Origin of the sequence: Microbacterium martis, assembly GCF_047246685.1 — a bacterium.
Lineage (GTDB): Bacteria > Actinomycetota > Actinomycetes > Actinomycetales > Microbacteriaceae > Microbacterium.
This window is the reverse complement of sequence record NZ_JBFOKT010000002.1, coordinates 1163683-1172226: the sequence shown is the minus strand read 5'-3', so window position 1 is coordinate 1172226 and position 8544 is coordinate 1163683. Positions and strand designations below refer to the sequence as shown.

Annotated in this window: 5 protein-coding genes; all 5 read right to left on the bottom strand. The window is 71.2% G+C overall.

Going from position 1 to position 8544, the window contains the following annotated elements; genetic code table 11:
• Positions 1 to 143 precede the first annotated feature (143 nt).
• Positions 144 to 1889 (bottom strand): ABC transporter substrate-binding protein, encoded by a 1746-nt coding sequence (locus AB3M90_RS13525; protein ID WP_412952673.1) that lies wholly within the window; start codon positions 1887 to 1889, stop codon positions 144 to 146.
• A 10-nt stretch (positions 1890 to 1899) separates the two neighbouring features.
• On the bottom strand, positions 1900 to 2118 hold the full coding sequence (locus tag AB3M90_RS13520) for a hypothetical protein (RefSeq protein ID WP_412952671.1): 219 nt from the start codon (positions 2116 to 2118) through the stop codon (positions 1900 to 1902).
• A 130-nt stretch (positions 2119 to 2248) separates the two neighbouring features.
• Entirely contained in the window at positions 2249 to 2542 is a 294-nt protein-coding gene (locus AB3M90_RS13515) for a WXG100 family type VII secretion target (RefSeq protein WP_412952670.1), read from the bottom strand.
• 106 nt (positions 2543 to 2648) lie between these two features.
• Positions 2649 to 7163, bottom strand: a complete 4515-nt coding sequence (locus tag AB3M90_RS13510) for a type VII secretion EssC family protein (RefSeq protein WP_412952669.1) — start codon at positions 7161 to 7163, stop codon at positions 2649 to 2651.
• Positions 7164 to 7221: 58 nt separating this feature from the next.
• Positions 7222 to 8544 (bottom strand): RDD family protein, encoded by a 1323-nt coding sequence (locus AB3M90_RS13505; RefSeq protein WP_412952667.1) that lies wholly within the window; start codon positions 8542 to 8544, stop codon positions 7222 to 7224.

Below are 8544 nucleotides of genomic sequence, written 5' to 3'. Positions count from 1 at the left end.
CCGGCCACTCGAACCCGAGCTTCTCCATCACCCAGACGAGCTCATTCGGCAACATCATCCCCACGGCGACACCTCCTCCGCGAACGACTATAGGAGTGCCGGCGCCGAGCTCGCGATGGGGAGAACAACCCACGGCGCGACGCTCACGGCACGGCCTCCCACTGCGCGATCCCGCTGAGCAGCGGTGCGGTCGAACCGGTGAGCACCGGCACCGAGGTGACGTCCTTGTCGATGATCGTCACCCGCGGGTTCACGGCGAGCGGAAGCGCGACGGCTGCGCGCACGATCGTCGCCTCGATCTGCGCGCGCACGTCTCTCGCCTCGTACACGTCGGTCGTCTGCGCGAGCTGGGCGATCAGCGCGTCGCGCCCCGGGTCGGCGTCGCCGGTCAGGGCGGAGCCGCCACCCGTTCCCCACTGGGCGGCGATCTGGCCGGGCGTCTGCGGCACGGCGAACCGCCCGATCACCGCGTTCCAGCTGCGCTGCGCGAGAGCCGCGGCGAAGTCGTCGGCACCGCAGTCCGCGATGTTCCATCCCGCCTCGGCGGCCGTCTCGCGCAACGCGGTGAACGCGCCCGTCGCGAACTCGCTGCCGCGGTCGTAGAGCACGCACACCGGCGCCAGCGTCGACGGGCCGACCGCCTCGCGCTCGACCACGGCCTCGTCGCCCGTGGGGCTGAGGGCCGCAGCGAAGCCGGAGTCCTCGTTGACGATGTCGTAAGCGCGCGAGCCCGGCGCGGCCAGCATCGAGGTGGTCCCCGTGAACGCCTGCGCCCAGACGCCCGCTCCGCGCTGCATCAGGGTCGTGGCGGGCACGGCATGGAGGAACGCGGCGCGCGCCTGATGCGCCGAGAACACTCCGGAGGCGTTCAGCTGCAGCGCCCACACGGTGCCGTCGTGCGTCGTGTCGACGGTGAAGTCCTTGCGTTCGAGTGCCTGGATCCGATCGCGATTCGCGGTGACGGGGGCCAGCGAGGCGATGTCGATGCTCTCCCCGACCGCCGCGATGGGGTCGTCGCCGGGCGGCACGAGATCGACGCGCGCGACCTTCGGCGTCGGCGCACCGCGGTAGGCCGCGTTCGGAACGAGCCGCACCGTCTGGCCGCCGGCTTCGGCGTCGACCCGGTCGACGCGGTACGGGCCGCTCGACAGGAGCAGGTCGGCGGGGATGCCGGTCGGGTCGGAGAACGCGAAGTCGTCGTTCCAGACCTTCGACACCTTCTCGAGCGCTGCCGCATCGCCATCGAGGATCGCCCGGATGACCGCCTGCTTCGCCTCCATGGCGTCGTCGGTGCCGAACGCACGACGGCCGACGACGTGGGCGGGGACCGGCACGGTCACGGCCTGCTGCCACCCGTACACCGGCTGCGGGAAGGAGACCTCGATCGACCGCGCGAACTCGTCGACCTCGGGAACCGCCGGGCCGGCATCCGCCTCCGCTTCCGCTTCGGCATCCGCGTCGGCTTCGGCATCCGCGTCGGTGTCGGTGTCCGCTTCGGAATCGGGGAGGAAGTATCCCGACGCTCCCGCCCAGCCCAGCAGGAGGTCGGCCGCATCGAGCGGGATGCCGTCGGACCAGGCCGGCTCGGCGAGGTCGTAGCGCACGGTGAAGGGATCGTCGCCGACGATGCCGACCGTGCCGAAACTCTCATCGGGCACGAACTCGCCGTCGACGAGGCTGCCGAAGCTCCCGCGCGTGGCGGCGGCGATGTCGATGTTGCCGGGAGTCGGGGCGACCGCGGCGTTCGTCGAGGTGAACTCCCGCGGCCACGCGACGGTGGCGTGCGAGTCGGGCACCACGGTCTCCGGCAGCGCCGGAGCGCACGCGGCGAGACTCGCGACGAGCGTCGCCGCGATCACCGCGGCGGCGACGAGGCGACGGCGCCTCATGGCGTCGCCGTCATACGAGATCGGTGCCCTCGTCGCCCTCGGCCATCTCGCGGAAGCGCTCGCTCTCCTCGCTCTCGAGCCAGGCGCGCGCGTGCTCGAGAAGCACGGCAGGCGATTCCTCGGCCTCGGCGGCCGTCGCGAACGGGCCGATCGTGTCTTCCGAGGGGCGCTCGTCGGCGCGTTCGACGGACTGGGTCGAGAGGTTGTACCAGTAGGGCTGTGATCCCATGAGCAAAGGTTCCGTTCTCCGGTCGTGTCCCCGACGATTCTATGCGGCGCGCCGGGCGCGCCCCGCACACGACAGAGGTCGCGGCACCGATCCTCCGACCGGTACCGCGACCTCTGGGAGCGCGGGGCGTTCAGCCGCCGGCGAGCTCGGCGTCCTTGTCGCGGATCGAGTCCGCCATGCGGTCGAGCGCCTGCGCCATGTCGTTGACGGCCTCGGCTGCGTCGTCGAGGGAGGCGGTCAGCTCGGAGTAGGCGGTGGAGTACGCCTCCGACGCGTTCTCGGTCTTGAATCCGTCCTGCACCAGGTCGTCGATGACGCCCTGCAGCTCCTTCAGAGTGTCGGTGACGCTGCTGCGTCCGTCACGGAGTCGCGCGGCCGCGCTCTCCATCTCGCTGTAGGTTGCCCCAAAATCATGTCCGGCCATGAGAACCGCCTCCCGAATTCTTCGTCTTCAGGCCTGTGTCGACCTCTTGAGTCGAGGTTAGCCAATGATCCCCCCACGGCAAACGGGGAGGGGTACCCATGTACCTCTACCCATCCGCCTTCTCGGGCACGAACGGCATCTGCATCGTGATCGCCCGACCCGCCTGCACGAAGATGCCGCGACCGACCGGGAAGTCCGAGCGCTTGACCCGGCCGAAGGGCGTCTTGAAGATGCCCTCGCCGTCGTACGTGTCGGGCTTGAGGACGATGCCCTGGCGACCCGACTTCCATTCGCCGAGAACGCCGATGCTGCCGCTGGCGCGGCTGATCTCGGCCTCGCCGATGAGCAGGTGGTCGCTGTTGTTCATCGCCTGCAGCAGCGCCCGCATCGGTCGGTCCGCTGGCCCGTCGGCGAGGTGCGGCATGTCTTCGATGACGATCATGATGCGCCCGCCGGGCGCCTCGCTCACCACCAGCTCGGAGAGCTCGGTCGCGAGGTCCTTCTCGTCTTCGGGTCGGATGGCGCTCTTCACCCAGGGACGGAAGTCCTTGAGCTCGGAGCGGCGGTTGCCGAAGTGGTACATCCGCACGTTCGGATCGAACCGCTCCATGGCGATCACGAGCGCCTTCAGCGCGTTCGTCCGTCCGGATGCCGGCGGGCCCGAGATCACGAACGAGCCGATGGGCTCGAACCCGTGGGGTGCGAGGGTGTCGTCGGCGACGCCGAACACCGGCATCCCGTTCACCTGCGCCGGCATGTCGCTCGCCGGGACCATCGTGGGCAGGGCGCCGATCTCGGGCAGGTCGCGCACGCCCTGGGAGCGGAGGCGGTCGCCGAGGGCGACGAGCGCCTTCGTCTGATCGACCACGTTCATCGTGCCGCCCAGCACCGCGATCTGCGCCTCGTGGCCGTCGACCACGGCGCGACCGGGTGCCGACTGCTCGTCGAGGATGTCACGCGGCGCGTTCAGCAGCATGTACTGGCTCGGGTCGCCCATGCGCAGCACCACGCGGCGGGAGATGTTCGCCGCCACGGCGCTCGGCACGGCGTTGCCGCGGTCGGCCGTGATCACGGTGTGCAGACCGAGCGTGCGGCCCTCGCCGAGGATGCGCATGAAGATGCGGTAGAACGGTCCGCGTCCCGGGGCGACCTCCCAGTCCTTCTTGAACTCCGGGTAGTTGTCGATCAGCAGCAGGATGCGCGGCATCCGCGCATCGACGAGCTCGCGGTACTCCTGGACGGATGCGGCGCTCGCCGCCGAGAACGCCGCCGCGCGGCGGTCCATCTCGCCGTCGAGGGTGCGCAGCAGGCGCTGGATGCGCTCGACGTCGGCGCCGTCGACGACCGACCCGACGTGCGGGAGGGCCGCGAGCGACCCGAGGGCTCCCGAGGCGAAGTCGAGGCAGTACACCTGCACGCGGCCCAGGTCGGGGCGCATGCCGGCGGCGGTGCCGATCGTCTTCAGCAGGGTCGACTTGCCCGAGCCCGAGGTGCCGTAGATCACCAGCGAGCCGTCGCGGTCGGGTGCGAACACCGCGGGCTGCTGCAGCTGCTTCTCGGGCACGTCGACGAGCGCGATGGGGATGCGCGTGTCGCCCTCGTTGGGCAGGTCGGCGAGATCGACGAGCGGCGACAGGTCGTCGAGCCACGGCCGGCGCGGCCGAAGCAGACGGGCGCGATCGGCAGCGTCGATGAGCGTCGACACGATGCGCTTCTGGTCGTTCGGGCCGAGGTCCTCCTCGTGCGCGTCGGAGTCGGGCAGGCGGTCGGGCTCCCACTCCGCCGTCGCCCCGAAGCGCAGCTCGGCCACCCGCACCTCCGCGGCGGCGGAGTCGTCGTCGGTGGTCCATCCGCCGGCGTAGGCCGACTGGAACGGCACCAGCCGCCCCGGGCCCGTCTTCGCGATCGCGCGGCCCGGGATCGAGGCGGGGAACGTCGCCGCGATCGGGTCGTCGACCACGTCGCGCGAGTCCGACTCGTCGGCCATGCGCAGGGCGATGCGCAGGTTGGTGTTGGCGCGCAGGTTGTCTTTGATCACGCCGGCCGGCCGCTGCGTGGCCATGATGAGGTGGATGCCGAGGGAGCGACCGCGCTGCGCGATGTCGACCACGCCGTCGACGAACTCGGGCATCTCCGACGCGAGGGCGGCGAACTCGTCGATCACCAGCACGAGGGCCGGCGGGCACTCCGGGTCCTGCCGCTTCTCGAGCTCGAGCAGATCCTTCGCCTTCTTGCGGTTGAGCAGGTGCTCGCGGTGCTGCAGCTCGGCGCGAAGGCTGGTCAGCGCGCGACGCACGAGGTGCGGGCTCAGGTCGGTCACGAGACCCACGCAGTGCGGCAGCTCGACGCAGTCGGCGAAGGCCGAGCCTCCCTTGTAGTCGACGAAGAGGAAGGTGACGCGATCGGGGCTGTGCGCGGCCGCCATCCCGAGCACCCACGCCTGCAGGAACTCCGACTTGCCGGCACCGGTCGTTCCGCCGACGAGGGCGTGCGGCCCTTGGGTGCGCAGGTCGAGCGCCATCGCATCGCTCGGGCCCTGACCGATGATCGCCCGGAGCGTGCCGGCCTTCTTCAGGCGCGGGCGCGGCGCGGGCGACCGGTCGACGATGGTGTTGTTCTGGCGCCAGCGCTCGATGACGACCTGCGGGTCCTCGGCGATCGCCGGGTCGACCAGCTGCAGGAACATCACCGAGCCGGGGATGTCGGACGAGTCGTGCACGCCGGTGCTGGCGTCGACCACCGGCGACAGTCGACGGGCGAGCATCTGCATGTAGGCGTTCGAGACTCCCTCGACGCGCACGTGCTCGAAGTTCTCGCCGTTGCGCACGAGGCCGACCTGCGCGTCCTCCAGCCCGGCGGTGACGTCGATGTAACTGCGGCAGACGGCCGGCAGCGACTCGACCGTCGGCGAGACGAACACCGCGTGCACCCCGTGGTCGGCGCCGCGCTCGAGCACATCGGTGAGGCGCCCGCGGTCGACGGGGGCGTCACCGGTCACGAACACGATCACCGAGATCGGCGGTGCGGTCTTGTGCTCTCCGGCCGCCCTGGCGACGTCGGTGCCGTAGAGCAGCGGGTTCCAGTCCTCCTTGAAGGGTCCGCGGGGCTCACCGCCCCCGCCGGATGCCGCGGCCCGCGACACGTACTCCTCGAGGGTGCTCAGCAGCGTCGCGCCCGTGGGCGCCGAGTCGGCGAGCGCCATGTTCCGGAACGGGCTGCGCTCGCTGGAGGTGTGCGGCATCCACTTGAGCCAGTCGAGCTCGGGCGTCCACGCCGAATCGGCGAAGGCGACCGCGACGACGTCGTTGGGGGCGTGCAGGCCGAAGAGCTGCACGGCGATGCCCCGCATCGTGTCGGCGACCGGGCCCTGAGGCCCCGCGATGCCGATCGACCCGGCATCCGCCAGCATCTCGAGCACGGGCACGTCGTCGACGAACGCGTAGCGCTCACGCAGGCGGTCGACGCGATCGATGAACTCGGGCAGCCCGTCGGGCGACTCCGCGGCATCCTCGATCCTGTTGCGCGCCGGCAGTCGGCAGCTGCCGAGCCGCACGCTGAGGAAGTTCCAGTGCTCGGGCCGCCGCGTCCACAGCATCGGTCCGAGCCGCATCGCGTGGTCGAAGATCTCGGCGACCGGCGGCACCTCGGCGTTGCGCGCGCGCTCCTCTTCGGGCTTGCCCTGGAAGAAGTCCTCCTCGAGCTGCTCGTACTGCCGCTCGAACAGCAGGAACTCGTGGTCCTGGCCCTTCCTGCTCTGCGCCGCCTGGTTGATGATGTTGCCGAACGCCATCAGCGGCGTCATCACGATCATCAGCAGCGATCGCGGGTTGCCGTTGAGGGCGTACAGCGCCATGCCCATGAGGATCGGGGCGATCATGATCGGCCACGGGAAGATCCGGCCGATCTTCTCGGTGGGAAGCCGGGGGATCTTGAACAGCGTGCCGGGGAAGCGCACCTCGACCCGCGGGCTGCGGTTGAACATCAGACCGCCGCCGCGCTCGATGATCGGGTCGTCGGTCGCCGTCCCGTCGAACGACCGAGCCAGTCGCAGCACGAGCGTGGTGCCGCCGATGACGAACGGCTCGCCCTCCTCGACGCGCACGCGCTGCACCGCGACGCCGTCGACCAGCACCCCGTTGGCCGAGTTCAGGTCGACGACCTCGATGTGGGCGCCGACCTCGAGTCGCGCATGCCGCTTCGAGACCATCGGGTCGGCGAGCACGACGTCGTTGCCCGCTTCGCGGCCGAGGAACACGTGCCCCGCCGCGATCGGGAACTCCTGGCCGGCCAGGGCGCCCGACGTCGCCACGAGCACGCCGACGATCTGCCGCTGGCCCGCGAACGCGTATTCCGGGCCGTAGTTGACGATGGATGCCGCGAAGCCCGAGCCGATGGGGGCCTCGCCGATGGGCACGTCGGGCTGCAGGGGGACGAGCCGCTCGCCGGTCGGGGGTGCGACGGCCAGGGTGAGCACATCGCCGTCGGACACCGGGGTCGATCGGGTCGGATCCGCTTCGGCGACGTGACGCGCCACGTCGCCGGCGGTGGCCGTGGAGTCGGTCGTGATCACGATGTCGACGGGGTCGCCCGCCGGGCGGTGCAGGGTCAGCTTCAGTCTCATGCGTCTCTCCCGGTGTTGCTGAGCTCGCCAGAGGCCATCAGCGCTTCGTCAGGTCGTGTCACTCGCGCACCACCGCCGCCACGCGGTCGCCCAGACGGATCTCGTCGCCGACGATCGTCCGCACCGGAGTGCCGGCCGTCAGACCGTACTCCGTGCCGGCGCGGACGAGTCCCGAGCCGTTCGTGGAATGGCAGTCGACGATCTCGAGACCGTCGTCGACCGGACGCACCAGCATGTGCGTCTTCGACAGCGACCGGCTGTCGTCGGCCAGGGCGACGGCGCGTGCCCCCGGGTATCCCGTCGCGTCGGGGTTGCGGCCGAGGAGGATCGACTCGGAGACCGGGATGCTCTCACCGGTGTCGAACCGCAGCCGGAACACGGGCGCTGGTTCCGGGGCGGGTGCGGGTGCGGGTGCCGGCGCCGCGGCGGGTGCGGGTGCCGGCGCGGGCGCCGGCGCCGGTTCGGGGGCGGGAGGGACCGGGGCGACGGGGGCGACCGGCGCCGGCGCCGGAGCCGGCGCCGGCTCCCCCTCCCCGGCCCGATAGCCGCCGAGCACCGGCTTGCCCGTCTCGACCGGCACCTGCCCGGCCGACAGGGGCGTTGCGAGTCCGACCACCGGGCGCTCGTGCGCCTCGTAGGGCCGCGCGATCCCGAGCACCCCCGCGCTCACCCGGCTGCCCGGCCGGTACTCGGGCTGGGCTCCGGGATTCACGGGCGTCGCGAGCGAGGGCAGTGCGGAGCGCTCCGGGGTCGGCGCGGCCTTCACGACCTTGCGGGCCACGCGCATCCGCTTCTCGTCGTACGGATTGAGTCCCTTGCGCACGTCGACGAGCCAGATGCGCGTCGCCTTGTCGTGCAGACCGCGTCCGCGGCCCTCGGGGTCGAACGTGGGGGAGACGAGCAGGAACACCGAGCCGAACAGCGGGATGACCCCGGCCGCCGCGACCAGGAGGAACCGCAGCAGCACGGCGCCGACGCGCGGACGCTCGAGCGTGCGCACGTTCACGCTGCGGATGCCGGTGACGGCCTTGCCGAGCGTCAGGCCCTTCACCCCGTGCAGGATCAGCTGCACGACGAGGAAGACCAGCGACAGCAGCAGCGAGACCGAGGCCGAGACGGCGGCGAGCACGAAGTCGGGGTGATTGAGGAAGCCGTACGGCGAGATCGCCTCCGTTGCGAGCTTGAGCAGCAGCGGCACGGCTCCGATGAGCAGGGGCAGCTGCAGCAGCATCCAGATGACCGCGTCGACCGCGGCCGCGAGAGCGCGTCGGCCGAACGGGGCGCGCAGCATCCCGAGCGCGGCCGCATAGGCAGGATCGGGGCGCCCCTCGGCGTCGAGGCCCTCGATCGTCGGCTTCTGCTCGTCGATCTCCCAGATCAT